The organism is Pseudomonas sp. Z1-29, assembly GCF_051131995.1.
Taxonomy (GTDB): Bacteria; Pseudomonadota; Gammaproteobacteria; order Pseudomonadales; family Pseudomonadaceae; genus Aquipseudomonas.
Genome location: NZ_CP071645.1, coordinates 4,438,190 through 4,455,156, shown reverse-complemented (window position 1 = coordinate 4,455,156; position 16,967 = coordinate 4,438,190). Strand labels below are relative to the sequence as shown.

Below are 16,967 nucleotides of genomic sequence, written 5' to 3'. Positions count from 1 at the left end.
AAGGGGGAGAACTTTTGCGAAAAGCCCGAGTCTATGGTTGCAAGCTTGGACGATTAGTAATGCAAGCCTCCTTCGAGCTTATCGAGGAGTGTTCATGCTAACCCAGGAAGAGGATCAGCAGCTGGTCGAGCGCGTTCAACGCGGCGACAAGCGAGCTTTCGATCTGCTAGTGCTGAAATACCAGCACAAAATTCTCGGGTTGATCGTGCGTTTTGTGCACGACACCCATGAAGCCCAGGATGTTGCCCAGGAAGCTTTCATCAAGGCGTACAGGGCACTTGGTAATTTTCGCGGGGATAGCGCGTTTTATACGTGGCTTTACCGCATCGCCATCAACACGGCGAAAAACTATCTGGTTTCACGCGGCCGCCGGCCGCCGGATAGCGATGTTAGCTCCGAGGATGCAGAGTTCTATGACGGCGATCACGGCCTCAAGGATCTCGAATCACCGGAACGTGCATTGCTGCGGGATGAGATCGAAGGCACTGTCCATCGAACCATTCAGCAACTGCCTGAAGATTTGCGTACGGCGTTAACTTTACGTGAATTCGACGGTCTGAGTTACGAGGACATTGCCAGCGTCATGCAATGTCCGGTGGGTACCGTGCGCTCCCGGATCTTCCGCGCTCGGGAGGCCATCGATAAAGCCCTGCAACCATTGTTGCAGGAAAACTGAGACAGCGGCGACAGCCAAGAGAGGAACGCCATGAGTCGTGAAGCCCTGCAGGAATCGCTGTCCGCAGTGATGGATAACGAAGCGGACGAATTGGAATTGCGTCGGGTATTAAATGCCTTTGACGATGTTGAAACCCGTGAGACCTGGGCTCGCTACCAGATTGCCCGGGCGGTGATGCACAAGGACTTGTTGCTTCCACGCCTGGATATCGCTGCGGCCGTTTCTGCTGCGCTGGCTGACGAAGCCGTGCCGGCAAAAGCCTCTCGCGGACCATGGCGCAGCCTGGGTCGCCTGGCAGTTGCTGCCTCGGTTACCGTAGCTGTATTGGCAGGTGTGCGTCTGTACAACCAGGATGAGATTGCCGGCGTGCAAATGGCGCAGCAGTCCAATCAGCCTGGCCTGGCAGCACCACAGGTCAAGGGTCCGGCGGTACTGGCCGGCTACAGCGAAGGTTCGGAAGCTGCCGGTCCGATGGCCAACGGTGTCCTGCAAGGCCAGCCAGGCTGGCATGATCAGCGTTTGCCTAATTACCTGCGTCAGCATGCCCAGCAGGCTGCGCTGAAAGGTACTGAAAGCGCGCTGCCATACGCTCGTGCGGCCAGTCTGGAAAACCGTTAAGGAGGACCATGCGCGCCATACCTCTTTTCTCGCTTCTGGTAGGTGGCTGGTGCGTTGTTCCAGCCTATGCCGGTGAAGCTCAGGACTGGCTCAATCGTCTGAGTCAAGCCGAGCAGCAGCAAAGCTTCCAAGGCACTTTCGTTTACGAGCGTAACGGTAGTTTTTCTACCCATAACATCTGGCATCGCGTCCAGGATGGCAAAGTCCGCGAGCGGCTGCTCCAGCTCGATGGTTCGGCACAGGAGGTCATGCGCATTGACGGAAAGACTCAATGCGTCAGCGGCACCTTGATCGCCGGGCTGGGCAATACGCCAGATGGCACCGCACGTGCGCTCGATCCGCAGAAACTCAAGAATTGGTATGACCTTGCCGTTATTGGCAAGTCGCGCGTGGCTGGGCGTCAGGCTGTCATTGTCGCCCTGACCCCCAAGGATCAGCATCGCTATGGCTTTGAGCTGCATCTCGACAGAGAGACCGGCTTGCCGCTCAAGTCCCTGTTGCTCAGTGACAAAGGCCAGTTGCTCGAACGTTTCCAATTCACTCGCTTGAACATCGGTGAGCCTTCAGACGCTGATCTGCAGGCCAGTGCCGAATGCAAGGCTGTTGCGCAGGGGCCCGGTAAGGCCGCCATGGTGAAAACCGCCTGGCATTCCGACTGGCTTCCGCCCGGCTTTGAATTGACCAGTAGCGCTGCGCACAAGGACCCGGACACCAAGATCCAGGTCAGTAGCTTGATGTATGACGATGGCCTGGCCCGTTTCTCGGTGTTCCTGGAGCCGCTGAACGGTGCAACTGCCACCGACACCCGCACGCAGCTTGGCCCGACCGCAGCGGTATCGCGTCGGCTGACTACACCCCAAGGCGAGATGATGGTGACGGTAGTTGGCGAAATACCTATCGGTACGGCGGAACGGATCGCATTGTCCATGCGTTCCGACGTCGCGGCAGCCCAATAACACGCTGCCCGGGTGGCTCGATTGCGCAAGAGGCCGGCAAGCGTGCTTGAGCAAAATGCTGAAACTTCCTGTCAGCATTTTCATTTGCAAAATAACCAGTTTTTTTCTATTAGGTCAGAGCCGCTCGGCTCTGGCCTTGTCTGTTTGCGGAACAAAAATACTGGCGTATCGTTCCCAGGTATTTCTGCTCCATATCGCTTAACCATGCTCGTCGTAACGGGAGCCGTATGTCGATACCACGCTTGAAAACCTATCTCTCCATTTTTGCCACCGTGCTGGTGCTCGGTCAGGCCGTTCCCGCTGTGGCGGTCGAGTTGCCGGACTTCACTCAACTGGTCGAACAGGCTTCGCCTGCCGTGGTGAACATCAGTACCACGCAGAAGCTGCCGGAGCGTCGGGTGATGGACCCGCAGATGCCGGACCTGGAAGGCCTGCCGCCCATGCTGCGCGAGTTCTTCGAGCGAGGGATGCCACAGCCGCGTTCGCCTGGCGGTGGTCGTCAGCGTGAAGCGCAGTCCCTGGGCTCGGGCTTCATCATCTCGCCAGACGGCTACATCCTGACCAACAACCATGTGATTGCCGACGCCGATGAGATCCTCGTGCGCCTGGCAGATCGCAGTGAACTGAAGGCCAAGCTGATCGGCACCGACCCGCGTTCGGACGTGGCCTTGCTGAAAATCGAAGGCAAGGACCTGCCGGTGCTCAAGCTCGGCAAATCGCAGAACCTGAAAGCCGGCCAGTGGGTGGTGGCAATCGGTTCGCCGTTCGGCTTCGACCATACCGTGACCCAGGGCATCGTCAGCGCCATTGGGCGTAGCCTGCCAAACGAAAACTACGTGCCATTCATCCAGACCGACGTGCCGATCAACCCGGGCAACTCCGGTGGGCCGCTGTTCAACCTCGACGGCGAAGTGGTGGGTATCAACTCTCAGATCTACACCCGTTCGGGCGGTTTCATGGGGGTGTCCTTCGCTATTCCGATCGACGTGGCCCTGGATGTATCCAACCAGCTTAAAAGCGAGGGCAAGGTCAGCCGTGGCTGGCTGGGCGTGGTCATCCAGGAAGTGAACAAGGACCTGGCCGAGTCGTTTGGCCTGGAAAAACCTGCCGGCGCGCTGGTGGCGCAGATCCAGGAAGGTGGTCCGGCCGCCAAGGGCGGCTTGCAAGTGGGCGATGTGATTCTCAGCCTCAATGGGCAGCCGATCGTCATGTCCGCCGACTTGCCGCATCTGGTGGGCGCCCTCAAGGCCGGGGCCAAGGCCAACCTGGAAGTGATTCGCGAAGGCAAGCGCAAGAATGTCGAGTTGACTGTCGGCGCGATCCCGGAAGAAGGCAAGGAACTGGATTCGCTGCCCAAGTCCGGCGTCGAGCGCAGCAGCAATCGCCTGGGTGTCGCGGTGGTCGAGCTGACCGATGAGCAGAAGCGAACCCTGGAATTGCAGGGAGGTGTGGTGATCAAGGAAGTACAGGACGGTCCCGCTGCGTTGATCGGCCTGCAACCTGGCGACATCATTACCCACCTGAACAACCAGGCCATCGGCTCGGCCAAGGAGTTCACCGACATCGCCAAGGCGTTGCCGAAGAATCGTTCGGTGTCGATGCGCGTCCTGCGCCAGGGGCGTGCAAGCTTCATTACCTTCAAGCTGGCTGAATAAGCCGGTATTCAGCTGAAAAAAAAACCGCCTCGATATCGAGGCGGTTTTTTTATGCCTGGTCAATGCTCAGCCCATCATGTCCTTGACCATGCGCTCCTGTTCCATGAGTTCGCGCTGGCGGGCGTCGATGCGCGATGACAAAGGAAAATTGCTCCCGGCACGTCGCTTGGCAAAGTCCAGTTGCTGGATCGCCTGGCGATAGTCGCCAACCAGCGCGAAATATTCGGCGCGCGCCTGGTGCAAGCCGATGATGTTGCCCGACAGGCCACGTGTCTCGGCCACCATGTACCAGATGTCCGGGTCGTCCGGGCGGCTCTTGAGCAGGGTTTCCAGGGCCTTTTCCGCATCGGCGGGGCGATTCTGCTTGAGCAACAGATCGACGCGCACCTGGTTGAGTGGGTAGTTGCCCGGATATTGGCTCAGCAGTCGATCCACGCGAGATTGAGCGTCCGCCAGCTTGTTGCTGGTGATGTCCAGGTCTACCTGGGCGAGGTTGTAGATGATCTCGTTGGGCGCTTTGGCCAGCAATGGCTTGAGGTTCTCCCGGGCTTCATTCAGTTGGCCACCCTTGATCTGGGCGATCGCCAGTCCGTAGCGGGCCACGTCACTCTTCGGGTTCTCGTCCAGCTGTGCGCGGAAGCGCTTGGCCCCCAGGCCGGGGGTTTCTTCATAGGTCAACTGGACCCGCGCGCGGATCAGTTGGTAACGCATGCTGTCCTCGATTCCGCCCGGCTTGGCCTGTTCGGCGCGGTTGCGGGTGTCGGCGATGCGCGATTCGGTGACCGGGTGAGTCAGCAGGAATTCCGGGGGCTTGGCGTCAAACCGGTACTGGCGCATCAGACGCTCGAACATCGTCGGCATCGACCGCGGATCGTAACCGGCCTTCTCCAGATTCTGGATGCCGATGCGGTCGGCTTCCTGTTCGTTTTGCCGCGAGAAACGCCGTTGCTCCTGGATGGCGGCGGCCTGGGTCCCGGCAATGGCGGCGATCCCGGCGTCACCGCCACCGGCGGCGGCAATCACGATGCCGGCCAGCAGCGCCGCCATCATCGGCACCTGCATGCGCTGTTGGGCTTCGACGCCGCGGGCAAAATGGCGTTGCGACAAGTGCGCCAGCTCGTGGGCCATGACCGAAGCATATTCGCCTTCGGTCTGGGCGTTGAGGAACAGGCCGCCGTTGACCCCGACGATCCCGCCGGGCGCGGCGAAAGCGTTGAGCTGGGGGCTGTTGATCAGGATGAATTCCAGGCGTCGGTCGTTGACCTGGCTGGTCTCCACCAGCTTGTACACGCTGGTTTCGACATAGTCCTTGAGCTGCGGATCGTTGAGTTGCGAGACTTGGCTGCGCAACAAGGCCAGCCAGGCGCGGCCCAGCTGATGCTCCTGTTCCGGCGAGACGATGGCAGAACTGGCATCGCCAAGTGACGGCAGGTCGTCGGCGAAGCCCGGTGAGGCGAGCAGGCAAGCGAGCGTCAGCAGGGTGGGGCGCAGAAATGTCATGCACGAAGCCTTAGTCGACAAAGACCTTACTGTAGCCGGACAGCGGGTCCGGGACCAGATATTCTAGGCCGCTCGACGACCTGTTGCGGAGTGAAACAATGACCGATGCTGTAGCCCACGATGCCGAGCTGGACGCCAGTGGATTGAACTGTCCGCTGCCGTTGCTCAAGGCCAAGCTGGAACTCAATCGCCTGGCCAGTGGCGCCGTGCTCAAAGTGACGGCCACGGATGCGGGCTCCCAGCGCGACTTTCGCACCTTTGCCCGCTTGGCCGGTCATACGCTGCTGCGCGAAGAAGACGATAACGGCGTCTACCGTTACTGGCTGAAAAAAGCCTGAAAACCGACAGCGTCTCCTAAGGATTTTTAATGTTCAAAGTGTTACGCGACTGGATTCAGCGCTACTTCTCCGATGAGGAAGCGGTGGTCCTGGCAGTGCTGCTGTTCCTGGCGTTTACGGCGGTCCTGACGCTGGGCGGGATGCTCGCGCCGGTGCTGGCGGGAATGGTGCTGGCGTACCTGATGCAGGGGCTGGTCACAGCCTTGGAACGCCTGCGTTTGCCTGGCTCCGTGGCGGTAGGGCTGGTGTTCGCGCTGTTCATGGGGCTGCTTGTGGTGTTCCTCGTGGTCATCGTGCCATTGCTCTGGCACCAGTTGGTGACCCTGTTCAATGAACTGCCGGGAATGCTCGCCAAATGGCAATCGCTGTTGTTGCTGCTGCCGGAACGCTACCCGCACCTGGTCTCGGACGAGCAAGTGCTGCAGACCATCGAAGTGGTGCGTGGCGAGATCGGCAAGTTCGGCCAGTGGGCGTTGACGTTTTCGCTGTCCAGCCTGCCGTTGCTGGTGAACATCATGATCTATCTGGTGCTGGTGCCGATCCTGGTGTTTTTCTTTCTCAAGGATCGGGAAATGATCGGACGCTGGGTCCGAGGCTACCTGCCGCGCGAGCGGGCATTGATCACCCGCGTGGCCCAGGAGATGAACCGGCAGATCGCCAACTACATCCGTGGGAAAGTCATCGAGATTTTCATCTGCGGCGGCGTCACGTACATCGGTTTTGTGGCGCTGGGGCTCAACTATGCCGCGTTGCTCGCGTTGCTGGTGGGCATTTCGGTGGTGGTGCCTTACGTCGGCACTGTGGTCGTGACCGTGCCGGTGGCGCTGATCGCGCTGTTCCAGTGGGGTTGGAGCGACCAGTTCATCTATCTGATGGCGGTGTACGGGATCATCCAGACGCTGGACGGCAATGTGCTGGTGCCGCTGCTGTTCTCCGAGGCGGTGAACCTGCATCCGGTGGCGATTATCTGCGCGGTGTTGTTGTTTGGCGGGCTGTGGGGCTTCTGGGGGGTGTTCTTTGCGATTCCCCTGGCGACGTTGTTCAAGGCAGTGCTGGATGCGTGGCCGAGCAAGGAGCCGGTGGTGGCGCCGTTGTTGTAGCTGAATAATCGGGTGAGGCTTAAGGCCCCTTCGCGAGCAGGCTCGCTTCCACACTGGATTTTTGACGTTAATCAATCCCCTGTGGGAGCGAGCCTGCTCGCGAAGGGGCCAGGGCAGGCAACGAGATTTCAGCCCTTGTTCAAGGCCTGAGCCCCCGCCAGCACCGCCTCCACATGCCCCGGCACTTTCACACCACGCCACTCCTGGCGCAGCACGCCATCCTTGTCGATCAAAAAGGTGCTGCGATCAACGCCCAGGTATTCCTTGCCGTACAGCTTCTTCAGCTTGATCACGTCGAACAGTTGGCAGACCGTTTCGTCCTTGTCGCTGATCAGCTCGAAGGGGAACTCCTGCTTGCACTTGAAGTTCTCGTGGGACTTGAGGCTGTCCCGCGACACACCGAATATTTCGGTGTTGGCGGCCTGGAATTGCGCGTATTGGTCGCGAAAACCCTGGCCTTCAGTGGTGCAACCGGGGGTGCTGTCTTTCGGATAGAAATAAATGACCACCTGTTTGCCTTTCAGGGCGGCGAGGCTGATGGTCTGCCCGCTGGTGGCGGGCGCCTGGAAATCGGTAACCGGCTGGTCGATGGCAACGGCCATGAACGCTTCCTTACATTGGGTTTTGTGGGCGCCACGGTTCGATCAGTGCGTCCAGGTTCATCGCGTCGGCGAAATCCAGGAACTGATCGCGCAGCCAGCTGATCTGGGTGCCGGCCGGCAATGTCACGGTGAACGTGGCGTTGAGCATGGTGCCGCCAGTCTGCGGGGCCTGATAGGTATCGCAGGTCAGGTTTTCCAACTCGACGTGATGGTCCATGAAGAACTGGCACAGTTCGTTGATGATGTCCGGGCGGTAGGCCGAACTCACATAAGCTACATACGGCAAGGCCTGGGGACGATTTTCCAGCGCGGCGCTGCGCACCACGTTGACGGTGAAGGCGTGCTTCTTGGCCAGCACCGGCAGGCTGCCCTCCAGGCGCGCCAGGGCGTCCCAGCTGCCGGAAATCTCCAGCACGAGGGCGCTGCATTCGCCATGACGGGTCAGGCGTGAGGTCACGACGGCGCAGCGATTTTCATGGCTGGCGCGGCACAGGACGTTAGTCAGCTCCATGGGGTTTGCGCCAAGGGCACTGATAACAAGGAATTGTTCGCGGACTGTGGGGGTGGACATGCAGCATTCCTAAAGCGATGAGCGGTCGGTACCTTTGTGCCGCGCGGCACGGTAGCAGCCCTGCGAAAGCGAACGGTTCAAGCCCTCTGCCCGGGTTTCTGCTGCATTGCGGGATTAGCCAATGCTTCAGGACAAACGCAGGATCGGGGCTTGTAGCGACGAAAACGGAGGCTGGGAACCGGCGTGTGAGCTTATCGGTACCGATCAAAGCCTGAAGGGTAGCGAAAACCATCGCCAAGGGGAATGGGAGTTCGCTTGTACAAGCATCTTGGCGCCAGTACCATTACCGCTCTCTTTTTCCGGCAGGAGCGGTTTCATGATTGCGGGCAGTATGGTGGCACTGGTCACACCCATGGATGCACAAGGGCGTCTTGACTGGGCCAGCCTCAGCAAACTCGTGGACTTCCACCTTGAAAACGGCACCCACGCCATCGTCGCCGTCGGTACCACCGGCGAGTCGGCCACCCTTGACGTCAATGAGCACATCGAAGTCATCCGCGCCGTGGTCAAGCAGGTCAATGGCCGCATTCCGGTAATCGCCGGTACCGGCGCCAATTCGACCCGCGAAGCCGTCGAGCTGACCCGTAACGCCAAGGAAGCCGGGGCCGATGCCTGCCTGCTGGTCGTTCCGTACTACAACAGGCCGACCCAGGAAGGCCTGTACCAGCACTTCAAGCACATTGCCGAAGCCGTCGACATCCCGCAGATCCTCTATAACGTTCCCGGCCGCACCTCCTGCGACATGCAGGCCGAGACCGTGATCCGCCTGTCCACCGTGCCGAACATCATCGGCATCAAGGAAGCCACGGGCGACCTGACGCGTGCCAAGGCCATCCTCGATGGCGTGAGCGAGGACTTCATCGTCATGTCCGGCGATGATCCGACCGCTGTCGAGCTGATCCTGATGGGCGGCAAGGGCAATATTTCCGTCACCGCCAACGTCGCGCCACGCGCCATGGCCGACCTGTGCGAGGCCGCGCTCAAGGGCGACGCCGAGACCGCACGGGCAATCAACGAAAAACTGATGCCGCTGCACAAGGACCTGTTCATCGAAGCCAACCCGATCCCGGTGAAATTCGCCCTGGTCGAAATGGGCCTGATGCACGAAGGCATCCGCCTGCCGCTCACCTGGTTGAGCACTACCTGTCACGAACAGCTGCGGCAGGCCATGCGCCAGTCCGGCGTCCTGGTTTAATTGAGGAACTACACCGCATGAAGCGAATGGCCGGCCTTTCCGCACTTGCCTTGATTATCTCCAGCACCAGTGGCTGTGGATGGATCTGGGGCCCGGATGGTTATTTCCGCGACCGTGGTAGCGATTACCTCGAAGCGCAACAGACTGCACCGATGCAACTGCCACCTGATGTCAGCGTTGCCAAGCGCCTGGATCCGCTGCTGCCGATCCCGCGCAACGTCGCCGACGACAGCGTCAAGGGCGAGTACGTTGTACCGCGGCCACAGCCGCTGTCGGCCGTGGCCGATGCCAGCGACTACACGCTGCAGAAGAGCGGTGATTCGAGCTGGGTCATGGGCCAGCATCCACCGGCCGAAGTCTGGCCCGTGGCTATCCAGTTCTTCCAGGACAACGGTTTCCGCCTGGACGAACAGCGCCCGCAGACCGGCGAATTCACCACCACCTGGCAGCGCTCCGATGAACTGTCCGCGGCCATGGCCAAGCGCCTGAGCGCCGCCGGTGTCGCAGCCGACAGCGAAACCCGCGTGCGCGTGCGCATCGAGCCGGGCGTGCAGCGCAACACCAGTGAGATCTACGTGGTCAGCGCCGAGCGTCCCGCCGGCAGCACTGCCGACGTGGCTTTCACCAATCGTTCGGTCAATGGCAGTCTCGACGCCGCGCTGGTCGACGACATGCTCGCCAGCATGAGCCGTAACGCCGAGCAGGGCGGTTCGGTCTCGATGCTCGCGACCCGTGACTACGACACGCCGAGCCGGGTCAGCCTGAGCGAAGACGGCAGCGGCAACCCGGTGCTCAACGTCGGCTCCGACCTTGACCGCGCCTGGTCGAGCGTTGGCCGCGCGCTGGAGCAGGGCGAATGGCGGGTTGAAGACATCAACCGCAGCCTGGGCCTCTACTACATCAACCTCGCTGAAAAAGCCGAGAAGAAAGACGAGAAGCCTGGCTTCTTCAGGAGCTTGTTCGGCAGTGCGCCGGACAAGGAAGAAGTCGAAGCCCGCGCCGAGCGTTATCAGGTTCGCCTGAGCAAGGTCGGCGACAACGTCCAGGTCACCGTCGAGAAAAACATCAATACCGTGGCGCCAGCCGATGTGGCTCGCAAGGTATTGGGTGTGATTCAGGACAACCTGGGCTGATCCGATGCGTTTTGCCGTTCTCGGCAGCGGTAGCCAGGGGAACGGCACGCTGATAGCCAGTGCTGGCACCTACGTGCTGGTCGATTGCGGTTTCTCCCTGCGGGAAACCGAGAAGCGCCTGTTGCGCCTGGGTGTGCACCCGGCGCAACTGAGCGCGATACTCGTGACCCACGAACATGCCGACCACGTGCATGGCGTGGGTTTGCTGTCTCGGCGCTACAATCTGCCGGTCTACCTCAGTCGCGGGACGTTCGGTGGCCTGCGCAAGCCCTTCGAGCCGGCTGGCTTCGTGGCCGGTGGCGAGCAGTTGCGTATCGGTGCCCTGGACATCAGCGTGGTCAGCGTGGCGCACGACGCCCGCGAGCCGACGCAGTATGTGTTCAGTGATGGCGAGCGGCGCTTCGGATTGCTCACTGACCTGGGCTCGTACTGCGACAGGGTGATGGACAGTTATCGGGACCTCGACGCACTGATGATCGAATCCAACCACTGCCGCGACATGTTGGCGCGAGGGTACTATCCCTACTTCCTGAAGCAACGGGTAGGCGGGGAACACGGACATCTGAACAACCACCAGGCGGCATTCCTGGTGGCCGAGTTGGGCTGGCAAGGCCTGCAACACCTGGTCCTGGCCCATCTGAGCAGCAAGAACAACCTGCCGCAGCTGGCCCGGCAATGTTTCGTCGACACCCTCGGGTGCGACCCGGACTGGCTGCAACTGGCCGATCAAGATTCAGGGCTCGACTGGCGACATATCGCCTAGCCCATCTACTTAGCAAGCGGAGCCCATCATGGAAAAACGTGAAGAACTCTACCGCGGCAAAGCCAAGTCGGTTTACAAGACCGATGACGCTGACCGCTTGATCCTGCTGTTTCGCAACGACACCTCGGCGTTCGACGGCAAGCGCATCGAACAGCTGGACCGCAAGGGCATGGTGAACAACAAGTTCAACGCCTTCATCATGCAAAAGCTCGAAGCCGCCGGCGTGCCGACGCAGTTCGACAAGCTGCTGGGCGACAACGAATGCCTGGTCAAGAAGCTGGACATGATCCCGGTCGAATGCGTCGTGCGTAACTACGCCGCCGGCAGCCTGGTCAAGCGCCTGGGCGTGGAAGAGGGCATGAAGCTCAACCCTTACACGTTCGAGCTGTTCCTGAAGGACGACGCCAAGGGCGACCCGTTCATCAACGAATCCCACGTCGTGGCATTCGGTTGGGGCACCGCCGAGCAACTGGCGCGCATGAAGGAACTGTCGCTCAAGGTCAACGAAGTGCTGACCAAACTGTTCGACGACGCCGGTCTGCTGCTGGTCGACTTCAAACTCGAATTCGGCGTGTTCAGCGACGGCTCCATCGTCCTGGGTGACGAGTTCAGCCCTGACGGCTGCCGCCTCTGGGACAAGGACACCAAGAAGAAGATGGACAAGGACCGCTTCCGCCAAGGCCTCGGTGACGTGATCGAAGCCTACGAAGAAGTCGCCCAACGCCTGGGTGTCCCGCTGTAATCGACGCAAGCGTCTGATAGCACGGAAAAAATTTCGCTCGGGGGTTCGCTTCCGGCAAATGTGCTGGTATGATGCGCGCCACTGGAGAGATGCCGGAGTGGCCGAACGGGACGGATTCGAAATCCGTTGTACTGGCGACAGTACCTAGGGTTCAAATCCCTATCTCTCCGCCATTATTGAATACGACTGAGCCCCTGAAATGGTTGAACATTTCAGGGGCTTAGTCGTTTCTGGCGTTTGGTTTTGAGGCGTTTTCAGGACGGAGAGCCTTGCTTCATTACCGCTCAGTGCAGTGACGTTGCGTCGTGGCCAGTTGGGCGGGCCTTGGCAGAGCCAAGCAAGAGAGCATAATTCGGCGGAGCAATGGAAATTCCTCAACTGATCAATAGCGAAAGGGCAAGTGCACAAGGCACTGGATCGGCAGCCGGACGCCTGATAGTGCTAAAAGAGTTATAAAACTAAATCCTGATTCAAAAAATGATTGAAAAACTGTCATTTATAACAGTGTTCCTGGCAATGATAATACCTACTATGAAGTTGCCACTTCATGTTATGAGGATTTATTGGATGAATAACTTAAATAAAGTAATTGCCCTGTCCCTGTCAGTGATGTTCTTGGGGATTCATCAAATTGTGCTCGCGGACCAGTGCGAGGATGCTTGGCGTAAAAGCTCAGCTTCTAGAAGTTGCGGGTCGGGGTCGTCGCCTGAGGCAAGGGCGGAATATATTGATAAGGGAGATGGGCAGTGCCGAGTTCGCACTTACTGCGGGACAAATATAAGTACGAACTCATATCCTAACAGCGGTACATATAGCTTGGAGGATATTTCTAAACTGGAAAACATAAATGGAAAATTAAGGTTAGGTGGTCGCTAAATTAGTCGAGCGCTACGCAAGCGCGGCTACAGGTAATGCCGCGCTTGTACCCCGTGCTTTTGTATGAATGGAACGGATCGAACGCTAAAATCATTGGGTGTAGACCGCCAATAGGTCCTTCAGCTCATTACGTATTTCATTCTCCAAGTCCTAAAAATTGGCGCTTTATCGCTATAGGTTTTATAGGCGGCAATCCATCACCTGCGATGAAACATTGGTTGGCGCGCACCCGTTCAGCACTTGGTCCTGCTGCTTTCCGAAATGGATCATGCTCGGGACGGTTTTCATGCGGCTATCCAGCTCAATGGCAGCTCGCGAATTGTCCAGTTCGATGAAACACGGCTGAGTAGGGTGCGCATTTCGAGACCGCCAATCTTTGTAACAATTAGACTAATGGTCTATAGCTCAAGGCATGGCTGCCGATAGGCAGGTAATCCCCCATGTAAGGAGTGACACCATGCTGCGGTATTTCGCCGACCTTGGCTTTCGTTGGAAAATCACTCTGCCGATTGCGTTCCTGGCGGTGCTGCTGGTGCTGATGGGGTGGACGGGCATGCGCGGCATCGGTCAGGTGACCGAGTCCAGTACGCAGTTGACCAAGCGCTATCTGCCGGCCATCAGCCTGTTGCTCAATGCCGACCGCGATCTTTATCAGGCCTTTGTGGCCGAGCGCAGTCTGCTGGATGGTCATGCGGATGAGCATATCCAAGCGCTGAGTGCCAGTCATGGCGAGAATGCCAAGCAGGCCTATGACCGTGTGCAGAAATATGCCGCGATGCAGCCCGGTGCAGAGACGCAGGCACTGGTCAGCCAGTTCAATGACAGTTTCGGGAAATGGATGCAGGTTTCGCGGCGGGTCGTCGAGCAGTCGGTAGGCGATCCTCAGGGCGCCAGCGCGCTGAGCTTTGGTGACAGCGAGCGCCTGTTCGAAACCATGCGTGATTCAATCGACAAGCTGGGTGATCTGGAAGATGCGGCGTCCCATCGCGAGGGCGATGCGGCCATCGCCAATGGCGAGGCGGTCGGCGTGCAGCAGGGCGTTATTCTGCTGGTTGGCCTGCTCGGTTGCATCCTGGTTCTGGTTGCCTTGCCGCTCGTGGTGCTGAGCCCGATGCGCCGTTTGTTGCACCGCGTCGAGCAGATTGCAGAGGGCGGCGGCGATCTCAAGGGGCGCCTTGAAGTGCGTTCGGCTGATGAGCTCGGGCAGCTTGGCAGCGCGTTCAACCGGTTCCTGGACAAGTTGCAGCCGCTGATTGCCGAGGTCGGTCGGGTGACCGGGGAAGTGGACTCGGCAGCCCGGGCCATGGCTGCTATGGCTGCGACGAATGACCGGCTGATCAGCAGCGAGCACGCGGCGCTCGACCAAGTCAGCACCGCCGCGACGCAGATGAGCGCCGCTGTGCATGAGGTTGCTCATAACGCCGTGAGCGCCTCGGACGCCGCGCAACAGGCCACCAGCCAATCCCGCGACGGCGCCGAGGTGGTCAGCAGCACGATCGAGTCGATCCGCCAACTGGCCCACGAAGTGGAAAGTGCCTCGGGCACGATCGAGGCATTGGCCCAGGAAACGTCCAGTATCGGTGCGGTGCTGGAGGTGATCCGTGGCATCGCCGAGCAGACCAACCTGCTGGCGCTGAACGCCGCCATCGAGGCAGCGCGAGCTGGCGAACAGGGTCGTGGTTTTGCGGTGGTGGCCGATGAGGTCAGGGCGCTAGCGGCGCGTACCCAGGATTCGACCAAGGATATCCAGGTCCGCATCGAGCGCTTGCAGAGCGGTGTCGCCAAGGCCGTGCAGGCCATGCAGGTCGGCAGCAGCAAGGCGCGGGACAGCGTCGAGCGCGCCGCCGGTGTCGACCAGGTGCTCAGTGGTACTGGCGGGTCGATCCAGCGGATCAATGACATGGCCGCGCAGATCGCCAATGCCTGTGAAGAGCAGAGCAGCGTGACCGAGGAGATTGCCCGCAACATTTCCGATATTCGTGACCTGTCCAACGAAGCGGCAGCGAACTCCGCCCAAAGCATGCACGCCAGCCAGCAGCTGTCGAACCTGTCCAGGAACCTGGCGGAGCTGACCGGCCGTTTCCGCACCTGAGCAGGTTGCGACCGTGTCCACCGCTGATCTTTTGCACGCATTGCATCAGGACGGTTTTGTCCTGATGCCCGGTGTGTTGACCGCCACGCAAATCACCGAAATGCGCCAGGCCATCGACCAACTGAAACCCCACCACTGGGACTACAGCGGCGTCATCGATCATTACAAATGCGTCTTCAATCGAGACCCGTTCTGGCTGCCGTATCTGGAGGCGAGCGGGGTGATCGAGCTGGCCGAGGCGGCGTTGGGCGAGGATTGCCACATCATCGGGCAGACCGCCTGGCGCTGCCATCCCGGTTTTGTCGGCGCTGCGCTGCACCTGGATTACCTGCCGATGCAGCTGCCCCCCAGCCTGTTGGCCGAGCCTTCTTTTGAACTGCCGATGCAGGTTTTCACCGCACAGTTCTACCTTGATGACATCGACGCCGACTTGAGCCCGACGCGGGTCATTACCGGCAGCCACAAGGCGGGGCGGGCGCCCATGGCCGGCGAAACCCAGTGGCAGGGCCGTGCGGCTAAACCGGTGCTGTGCCAGGCGGGTGATGTGCTGATATTGCGCAGCGAGTTGTGGCACGCCGGCAGTGACAACCGGACCGCCGACCGCACCCGCTACATGCTCCAGGTGCACTATGGCCGGCGGATGGTCGCGCAGAAGTTTTCACCTTACCTGCACTGGCAGTTCAATCCTGCGGTGCTGGCCGCCGCGACACCTCGCCAACGGCGGCTGTTGGGTGACCATCAGGAGGCGGAATACGATTGAGCCTGGCTCGGTCAGATCCAGACGTCATTGATCGCGGTTCGCGCATTCACTTGTTCGCCGGTGTTGATGACTCCCCGCGGTTCGATCAGCAACAGTTTCACTTCCTGCGCGGCACTGGGCTTGTGCTCGACGCCTTGCTTGACGACATACATCTCGCCCGGACCGATCAGCACCGCGCCATCGCGAAAGTCGATACGAAGTTCGCCGTCCAGCACGATGAAGGTTTCATCCGTGTCGGCGTGGGTGTGCCAGATGAAATCGCCTTCCAGGCGGACGATCTTGAACTGGTAGTCATTCATTTCAGCCACGACTTTCGGTGCCCACTGATCATGGAACAGCGTGTACTTCTGCGCGAAGTTGATGGGCGAATATCGAGTCATCCTGGCGTGCTCCTCTGTGGTTGATGAGCATCACCTTAGCGCTGGAAACTGCGTGGGTATTGGAGGATCGTGCAGCTTTTCGCGTTATGCCGTGCGTGCCGCTAGCGCAGCATTTTCAGCCAGCGTGCCGGTGAAATGCCAAAGGCCTGGGTGTGCAGCCGGGTCATGTGGCTCTGGTCGAAAAAGCCGCAGGCCAGTGCGGCTTCGCTCAGCGGCATGCCATGCAGCACGAGGCGACGGGCTTCATTCAATCGACGCTGGGTGATGTAGCGATAGGGGCTGGTGCCGTACAGGGCGCGAAAGTCCCGGGACAGGCTCCATCGGTCCCGGCCACTGGCCTGCACGAGGTCATCCAGGGTAATGGCCTGGTCAAGGGCATCATGAATGAACAGGCGCGCGCGCTCCGCTGCGGGGTAGTCAAGCAGTCGGCGTCCGCGCTGGTTACCTGCCGCGTCAGCCAGTGCCTGGGCCACGTCGTAGAGGGCGTCGTCTTCCTCCAGCGGGTCGAGGTGATGCCCGAGACTGCCCAAGAGCCTGCGAGTCGCAACGTTGAGCCGGGGATCGTTCGACAACCCGCCTTCGATGAAAGGCAATGGCCGGCCCCCCAATACCTGCTGGATCAATGACGGTTCGATGTAGGACATTCGATAATGAAAACCATCGCTTGTCCCCGCCTCGCCGTCATGGACTTCGTCCGGGTGCAGGACGATGGTTCCGCCGGGCTGGCTATGACGTTTGCTCTGCCGGTAGTTGAAGCTCTGGACCCCGGCGAGCGTGAACCCTATGGCATAGGTGTCATGCCGGTGGGCGCTATAGCCATGCCCACTGAAGTAGGCTTCGATGCGCTCCAGCTTCTTCGATTCAGGCGCGCGCAGCAGCCAGTCGCGACGGTTACCGGGTTGAGTCATGGGAGGTCGGCTCTCGCTTTTGTCTGCACACGATACCTGTCCGGTGCGACCGATCCCAGCGGCGGCTTGTAGTTAAGGGAAAGCTGCTCATCGAGCAGCTTC

The 16,967-nt window shown here is 59.9% G+C and carries 17 protein-coding genes, 1 tRNA gene and 1 pseudogene; 14 read left to right on the top strand and 5 right to left on the bottom strand.

What is annotated here, in order from left to right; translation table 11 throughout:
* The first annotated feature begins 94 nt into the window (after nucleotides 1–94).
* From rpoE to J3P84_RS20220, 4 genes are all read left to right on the top strand, one after another.
* Nucleotides 95–676, top strand: coding sequence for an RNA polymerase sigma factor RpoE (gene rpoE / locus J3P84_RS20235; RefSeq protein WP_003172477.1), 582 nt, complete (start codon nucleotides 95–97; stop codon nucleotides 674–676).
* 30 nt (nucleotides 677–706) lie between these two features.
* Nucleotides 707–1,294, top strand: coding sequence for a sigma-E factor negative regulatory protein (locus J3P84_RS20230; protein WP_305496216.1), 588 nt, complete (start codon nucleotides 707–709; stop codon nucleotides 1,292–1,294).
* A gap of 8 nt (nucleotides 1,295–1,302) precedes the next feature.
* A complete protein-coding gene (locus J3P84_RS20225; RefSeq protein WP_434625437.1) occupies nucleotides 1,303–2,250 on the top strand; it encodes a MucB/RseB C-terminal domain-containing protein in 948 nt (315 codons plus the stop codon).
* A gap of 227 nt (nucleotides 2,251–2,477) precedes the next feature.
* Nucleotides 2,478–3,905: a DegQ family serine endoprotease gene (locus J3P84_RS20220; RefSeq protein WP_305496214.1), complete on the top strand. Its 1,428-nt coding sequence runs from the start codon at nucleotides 2,478–2,480 to the stop codon at nucleotides 3,903–3,905.
* Between the two features lie 66 nt (nucleotides 3,906–3,971).
* On the opposite strand, the gene J3P84_RS20215 is transcribed toward J3P84_RS20220, so the two are convergent.
* The gene (locus J3P84_RS20215; protein ID WP_434569488.1) at nucleotides 3,972–5,405 is read right to left on the bottom strand and encodes a M48 family metalloprotease; all 1,434 of its coding nucleotides are present in this window, start codon (nucleotides 5,403–5,405) and stop codon (nucleotides 3,972–3,974) included.
* 98 nt (nucleotides 5,406–5,503) lie between these two features.
* On the opposite strand from J3P84_RS20215, the gene J3P84_RS20210 reads away from it, so the two are divergent.
* The gene (locus tag J3P84_RS20210) at nucleotides 5,504–5,743 is read left to right on the top strand and encodes a sulfurtransferase TusA family protein (RefSeq protein WP_025212368.1); all 240 of its coding nucleotides are present in this window, start codon (nucleotides 5,504–5,506) and stop codon (nucleotides 5,741–5,743) included.
* 29 nt (nucleotides 5,744–5,772) lie between these two features.
* Nucleotides 5,773–6,843, top strand: coding sequence for an AI-2E family transporter (locus J3P84_RS20205; protein WP_305496211.1), 1,071 nt, complete (start codon nucleotides 5,773–5,775; stop codon nucleotides 6,841–6,843).
* 128 nt (nucleotides 6,844–6,971) lie between these two features.
* Here the strand turns inward: J3P84_RS20205 and J3P84_RS20200 are convergent, their stop codons facing one another.
* Nucleotides 6,972–7,445: a peroxiredoxin gene (locus tag J3P84_RS20200; protein ID WP_434625434.1), complete on the bottom strand. Its 474-nt coding sequence runs from the start codon at nucleotides 7,443–7,445 to the stop codon at nucleotides 6,972–6,974.
* Nucleotides 7,446–7,455: 10 nt separating this feature from the next.
* On the bottom strand, nucleotides 7,456–8,016 hold the full coding sequence (locus J3P84_RS20195; RefSeq protein WP_003184325.1) for a glycine cleavage system protein R: 561 nt from the start codon (nucleotides 8,014–8,016) through the stop codon (nucleotides 7,456–7,458).
* Between the two features lie 316 nt (nucleotides 8,017–8,332).
* Between J3P84_RS20195 and dapA the strand changes: the two genes are divergently transcribed.
* The 8 genes and pseudogenes from dapA (at nucleotide 8,333) to J3P84_RS20155 (ending at nucleotide 15,577) form a co-directional block, all read left to right on the top strand.
* The gene (dapA, locus tag J3P84_RS20190) at nucleotides 8,333–9,211 is read left to right on the top strand and encodes a 4-hydroxy-tetrahydrodipicolinate synthase (protein ID WP_434603051.1); all 879 of its coding nucleotides are present in this window, start codon (nucleotides 8,333–8,335) and stop codon (nucleotides 9,209–9,211) included.
* 17 nt (nucleotides 9,212–9,228) lie between these two features.
* Entirely contained in the window at nucleotides 9,229–10,344 is a 1,116-nt protein-coding gene (gene bamC / locus J3P84_RS20185; RefSeq protein ID WP_434625432.1) for an outer membrane protein assembly factor BamC, read from the top strand.
* Nucleotides 10,345–10,348: 4 nt separating this feature from the next.
* Nucleotides 10,349–11,107 (top strand): MBL fold metallo-hydrolase, encoded by a 759-nt coding sequence (locus J3P84_RS20180; protein ID WP_434625430.1) that lies wholly within the window; start codon nucleotides 10,349–10,351, stop codon nucleotides 11,105–11,107.
* A 28-nt stretch (nucleotides 11,108–11,135) separates the two neighbouring features.
* On the top strand, nucleotides 11,136–11,849 hold the full coding sequence (gene purC / locus J3P84_RS20175) for a phosphoribosylaminoimidazolesuccinocarboxamide synthase (RefSeq protein ID WP_025212375.1): 714 nt from the start codon (nucleotides 11,136–11,138) through the stop codon (nucleotides 11,847–11,849).
* Nucleotides 11,850–11,932: 83 nt separating this feature from the next.
* Nucleotides 11,933–12,022, top strand: a tRNA-Ser gene (locus J3P84_RS20170).
* Nucleotides 12,023–13,137: 1,115 nt separating this feature from the next.
* Nucleotides 13,138–13,959, top strand: a pseudogene (locus tag J3P84_RS20165) (MCP four helix bundle domain-containing protein); the annotation flags it as partial.
* A gap of 69 nt (nucleotides 13,960–14,028) precedes the next feature.
* Nucleotides 14,029–14,817, top strand: coding sequence for a methyl-accepting chemotaxis protein (locus J3P84_RS20160; protein WP_370871136.1), 789 nt, complete (start codon nucleotides 14,029–14,031; stop codon nucleotides 14,815–14,817).
* Nucleotides 14,818–14,830: 13 nt separating this feature from the next.
* Complete coding sequence (locus J3P84_RS20155; RefSeq protein ID WP_434625428.1) at nucleotides 14,831–15,577, top strand: phytanoyl-CoA dioxygenase family protein; 747 nt, start codon at nucleotides 14,831–14,833, stop codon at nucleotides 15,575–15,577.
* 11 nt (nucleotides 15,578–15,588) lie between these two features.
* Here the strand turns inward: J3P84_RS20155 and J3P84_RS20150 are convergent, their stop codons facing one another.
* Both J3P84_RS20150 and J3P84_RS20145 read right to left on the bottom strand, forming a co-directional pair.
* The gene (locus J3P84_RS20150; RefSeq protein ID WP_305496201.1) at nucleotides 15,589–15,957 is read right to left on the bottom strand and encodes a cupin domain-containing protein; all 369 of its coding nucleotides are present in this window, start codon (nucleotides 15,955–15,957) and stop codon (nucleotides 15,589–15,591) included.
* 101 nt (nucleotides 15,958–16,058) lie between these two features.
* On the bottom strand, nucleotides 16,059–16,865 hold the full coding sequence (locus tag J3P84_RS20145) for an AraC family transcriptional regulator (protein WP_434625425.1): 807 nt from the start codon (nucleotides 16,863–16,865) through the stop codon (nucleotides 16,059–16,061).
* Nucleotides 16,866–16,967: the final 102 nt, after the last annotated feature.

Bases quoted from the DNA above. Each gene is read 5' to 3' on its own strand.
- rpoE (WP_003172477.1), top strand. From the start codon at position 95: ATGCTAACCCAGGAAGAGGATCAGCAGCTGGTCGAGCGCGTTCAACGC.
- J3P84_RS20145 (WP_434625425.1), bottom strand. From the start codon at position 16,865: ATGACTCAACCCGGTAACCGTCGCGACTGGCTGCTGCGCGCGCCTGAA.
- J3P84_RS20150 (WP_305496201.1), bottom strand. From the start codon at position 15,957: ATGACTCGATATTCGCCCATCAACTTCGCGCAGAAGTACACGCTGTTC.
- J3P84_RS20200 (WP_434625434.1), bottom strand. From the start codon at position 7,445: ATGGCCGTTGCCATCGACCAGCCGGTTACCGATTTCCAGGCGCCCGCC.
- J3P84_RS20215 (WP_434569488.1), bottom strand. From the start codon at position 5,405: ATGACATTTCTGCGCCCCACCCTGCTGACGCTCGCTTGCCTGCTCGCC.
- J3P84_RS20220 (WP_305496214.1), top strand. From the start codon at position 2,478: ATGTCGATACCACGCTTGAAAACCTATCTCTCCATTTTTGCCACCGTG.
- bamC (WP_434625432.1), top strand. From the start codon at position 9,229: ATGAAGCGAATGGCCGGCCTTTCCGCACTTGCCTTGATTATCTCCAGC.
- J3P84_RS20210 (WP_025212368.1), top strand. From the start codon at position 5,504: ATGACCGATGCTGTAGCCCACGATGCCGAGCTGGACGCCAGTGGATTG.
- J3P84_RS20180 (WP_434625430.1), top strand. From the start codon at position 10,349: ATGCGTTTTGCCGTTCTCGGCAGCGGTAGCCAGGGGAACGGCACGCTG.
- dapA (WP_434603051.1), top strand. From the start codon at position 8,333: ATGATTGCGGGCAGTATGGTGGCACTGGTCACACCCATGGATGCACAA.
- J3P84_RS20225 (WP_434625437.1), top strand. From the start codon at position 1,303: ATGCGCGCCATACCTCTTTTCTCGCTTCTGGTAGGTGGCTGGTGCGTT.
- J3P84_RS20230 (WP_305496216.1), top strand. From the start codon at position 707: ATGAGTCGTGAAGCCCTGCAGGAATCGCTGTCCGCAGTGATGGATAAC.
- J3P84_RS20195 (WP_003184325.1), bottom strand. From the start codon at position 8,016: ATGTCCACCCCCACAGTCCGCGAACAATTCCTTGTTATCAGTGCCCTT.
- J3P84_RS20160 (WP_370871136.1), top strand. From the start codon at position 14,029: ATGGCTGCTATGGCTGCGACGAATGACCGGCTGATCAGCAGCGAGCAC.
- J3P84_RS20205 (WP_305496211.1), top strand. From the start codon at position 5,773: ATGTTCAAAGTGTTACGCGACTGGATTCAGCGCTACTTCTCCGATGAG.
- purC (WP_025212375.1), top strand. From the start codon at position 11,136: ATGGAAAAACGTGAAGAACTCTACCGCGGCAAAGCCAAGTCGGTTTAC.